This window comes from Kitasatospora sp. NPDC059571, assembly GCF_042735675.1.
Lineage (GTDB): Bacteria > Actinomycetota > Actinomycetes > Streptomycetales > Streptomycetaceae > Kitasatospora.
This window is the reverse complement of record NZ_JBHWBW010000686.1, coordinates 1-2,939: the sequence shown is the minus strand read 5'-3', so window position 1 is coordinate 2,939 and position 2,939 is coordinate 1. Positions and strand designations below refer to the sequence as shown.

At 71.2% G+C, this 2,939-nt stretch carries 2 protein-coding genes; both read left to right on the top strand.

The annotated features are described in order from the left end of the window. Nucleotides 1–124 precede the first annotated feature (124 nt). Nucleotides 125–1,186, top strand: coding sequence for an aldose epimerase family protein (locus ACFV0G_RS37810; protein ID WP_380557903.1), 1,062 nt, complete (start codon nucleotides 125–127; stop codon nucleotides 1,184–1,186). Nucleotides 1,187–1,519: 333 nt separating this feature from the next. Next, the gene (locus tag ACFV0G_RS37805) at nucleotides 1,520–2,803 is read left to right on the top strand and encodes an extracellular solute-binding protein (protein WP_380557899.1); all 1,284 of its coding nucleotides are present in this window, start codon (nucleotides 1,520–1,522) and stop codon (nucleotides 2,801–2,803) included. Nucleotides 2,804–2,939 lie beyond the last annotated feature (136 nt).

Below are 2,939 nucleotides of genomic sequence, written 5' to 3'. Positions count from 1 at the left end.
CACGGCGGAGCACCGCCGTGCGGGGCCCCGGTCGGGCTACCCTGATCCCGGGCGACAAGATCGCCCAGAACCGAACAGGTGACAAGGTGAGGCGGTCCCCCGGCCGCCGGGTGAGGAGCGGTCCATGTCGGCAGAGGCCACCGAGGTCAGCCGGGCGCCCTTCGAACCGAGCGGTGCCGGCGCCGCCATCGAGCGCTGGACGCTGCGCAACGGCCCGCTGGAGGCCAGCGTCCTCACACTGGGCGCGACCCTGCACACCCTCACCGCGCCGGACCGCGCGGGCACGCCCGGGCAGATCCTGCTCTCCACCGACGAGCTGCCGCTGATCCTCGGTGCGGCCCGGCACTACGGCACCACCGTCGGCCGCTACGCCAACCGCATCGCCGACTGCCGGGTCACCGTCGACGGCGAGGAGCACGCGCTCGCCCCCACCGGCAACGGCGTCACCCTGCACGGCGGCCCGGACGGCTTCGCCCACCGGGTCTGGAACGCCGAGGAGATCCCCGGCGGCGTCCGGCTCTCGCTGCACAGCCCGGACGGCGACCAGGGCTTCCCCGGCGCGATGGACGTGAGCGTCTCCTACCTGCTGTCCGCCGACGCGGTCACCATCGAGTACCACGCCGTCACGACCCGGCCCACCGTCGTCAACCTGACCAACCACGCCTACATCAACCTGGCCGGCGAGGGTCACGGCGACGTCCTCGGGCACCTGCTGACCCTCGACGCCGACCACTACACGCCGGTGGACGCCCGGCAGATCCCGCTCGGCCCGTACGAGCCGGTGGCCGGCACGCCGTTCGACTTCACCACCGCCCGCCCGATCGGCAAGGGGATCGCCGACGACCACCCGCAGATCCGGGCGGCGCACGGCTACGACCACAACTGGGTGCTGCGCGAGCGGCCGGCCGACGGCCCGCCGGTGCGCGCCGCGCTGCTGGAGGACCCGGAGAGCGGCCGCACCCTGGAGGTGCTCACCACCGAGCCGGGCATCCAGGTCTACACCGCCAACGGCTTCCACGGCGCGGTGACCGGTGCCCGCGGGGTGGCCTACGGCCCGTACGCGGGCGTGGCCCTGGAGACCCAGCACCACCCGGACTCGCCGCACCACCCGCAGTACCCGTCCACGGTGCTGCGGCCGGGGGAGGAGTTCCGCTCCACGACCGTGCTGAGGCTCGGTACCGCCTGACGGGGATTGCTGAAAGCGCCGCAATGACGGCCCGTACCGCGGGGACACCCGCCGGTGCGGGCCGTTCGCCGTACCGGGGCTGAGCTGGGACGCCGTGCGGCAGGGGGTGCGGTGGGCGGACGGCTGCCGGCAACCCGGAGGACACGCGGATGTAACGATCCGGGCGAGCCTTGCAGAAAGTTGCTGCAAGGCCTTTCACGCGGCTTTCCCCGCTGTTACGTTCCTCAACGAACCCGGCGGTGCCAGCACCTGCCGGGCGAGCACGGCAAGTGTAAGCGCACTACCTCCCCTTTCTTCCAGGGCACCCACCCCCACCCTTCCCTAGGAGTTCTCATGCGGCGTGGCATCGCGGCCTCCGCACTCGTTGCGGCCCTTGCGGTCTCTCTTGCAGCCTGCGGCAGCAGCGGCTCCGGTTCGGACGCCAAGGGCTCCGACGGTCCGGTCACCATCACCTACTGGGACACCTCGAACGCGACCAACGAGGCTCCCACCTACCAGGAGCTGGCGAAGAAGTTCGAGGCCGCCAACCCGAACATCAAGGTCAACTTCGTCAACGTGCCGTTCGACCAGGCGCAGAACAAGCTCCAGACCGCGATGGGTGCCAAGGGTGCCCCCGATGCCTTCCGCTCCGAGGTCGGCTGGACCTCCGCGTTCGCCAAGGCCGGCTTCCTGGAGCCGCTGGACGGCACCCCGGCCCTGACCGACGCCTCCGCCTTCCAGGCCAGCCTGATCGAGCAGGCCAAGTACTCCGGCAAGACCTACGGCGTGCCGCTGGTCACCGACACCCTCGGCCTCATGTACAACAAGGCCCTGTTCGCCAAGGCCGGCATCACCAAGGCCCCCGCCACCTGGGACGAGCTCAAGGCCGACGCCGCGCAGCTCAAGGACAAGGCCGGCGTCGACGGCTTCTGGATGCGCGCCGGCGACGGCTACTACGCCATGCCGTTCCTGTACGGCGAGGGCACCAACATGGTGGACGCCGCGGGCAAGAAGATCACCATCAACTCGCCCGAGGCCGCCAAGGCCATCACCACCTACCAGTCGCTGTTCACCTCGCCCGGCACCGTCAAGGCCGACGTGACCACCGACTCGTACGCGCACATGATGGACGCCTTCACCACCGGCAAGGTCGCCGCGATCATCCAGGGCCCCTGGGAGATCACCAACGTCTACAAGGGCTCCGCCTTCACGGACAAGGCCAACCTGGGCATCGCCCCCGTCCCGGCCGGCTCCACCGGCAAGGCCGGCGCCCCGACCGGTGGCCACAACATCTCGGTCTACGCCGGCTCCGACGCCGCCCACAAGGCCGCCGCCGAGAAGTTCGCCGCCTTCATGACCTCCGCCGAGAGCCAGACCACCCTCGCGCTGAAGAACTCCACCCTGCCGACCCGCAGCGACGCCTACACCGCCGACGTCAAGGGCAACCTCGGCATCGCCGGCTTCCAGGCGATCCTGAGCTCCGCCCAGCCGCGCCCCGAGCTGCCCGAGTACAGCTCGCTGTTCGGCTCGATCGGCACCAACCTGGCCAAGATCGTCCAGGGCCAGGAGAGCACCCAGGCCGGCCTCGACGCCACCGCCGTCGACTACGCGAAGCTGCTCCCCGGCTTCAGCAAGTAAGTCCCCGGGCCGCGCGGGGGCGGCCGGAAGGAGCGAACCCACAGCATGCACCCACAGGCCCACTGCCCGCGCGCACCGACTCGCGGGGCAACAAAGAGAGACCCCCGCGCCGCGCGCGGCAGCCCCCCCCCCCCGC

Bases quoted from the DNA above. Each gene is read 5' to 3' on its own strand.
- ACFV0G_RS37810 (WP_380557903.1), top strand. From the start codon at position 125: ATGTCGGCAGAGGCCACCGAGGTCAGCCGGGCGCCCTTCGAACCGAGC.
- ACFV0G_RS37805 (WP_380557899.1), top strand. From the start codon at position 1,520: ATGCGGCGTGGCATCGCGGCCTCCGCACTCGTTGCGGCCCTTGCGGTC.